This is a genomic window from Aeromonas sp. 604282, from assembly GCF_049170575.1.
GTDB lineage: Bacteria > Pseudomonadota > Gammaproteobacteria > Enterobacterales > Aeromonadaceae > Aeromonas > Aeromonas veronii_A.
Map to the genome: position 1 here is coordinate 1 of NZ_JAAKMV010000032.1, position 639 is coordinate 639.

Sequence of the window (639 nt, forward strand, 5' to 3'; positions counted from 1 at the left end):
GTCCCCGCCACGTTGCCATTCACAACCCCGCTCCAGTCCGCCGGCAAGGTGAAGGTCGGCACTCCTGCTGTGCTCGCACCGCTCCAGCTGTAGCTGCCCGCCACCGCGCCAGCCACCCAGCCTGCCCCCATCAACGCACCTGCCGGGACACCGCTCAGGGTCACCGTCACACCGGTCACCTGCTCCGAACCATCCGCGTCGGTCGCAGTGACACCCAGCTGCGCCGCCAGCGATACCGCCACCGGTGCATCCGTTTCTGCCAGCACCAGGTTGGTGGCGCTGACACTGATATCCCCTTCCACTCCGATAGTGACCGTGCCACTGCTGCTGGCCGTGCCTTCATTGGTGGTCGCCACCACGGTGTAGCTGATGGGCGCGCCATTGTTGTTGGTACTGCCCGACACCCCGGCCGTCGAATAGTCCGCCGGGAACACCAGCCCGAACGCCGGCGGCAATGCCCCCGCCACCACGTTCACTGTCAGGACGTTACCCACCAGGGTGCCACCAACTGCAGTGGTATTCGCAGGCAAATTGTTGAAGGTATACACCAGGCTGGTCCAGGTCTCTGACCCGTCGCCATCGCTGATACTCACCGTGTTGGTCAGCAGCACCTGTACCGTGCCATCCGTTTCGGTCGCC

General features: G+C 64.8%; 1 protein-coding gene. It reads right to left on the minus strand.

Translation table 11 applies throughout. From position 1 onward, the window contains the following. Positions 1 to 639 (minus strand): hypothetical protein (locus G5367_RS20080; RefSeq protein ID WP_421294939.1); only part of this gene is annotated, 639 nt, incomplete at both ends.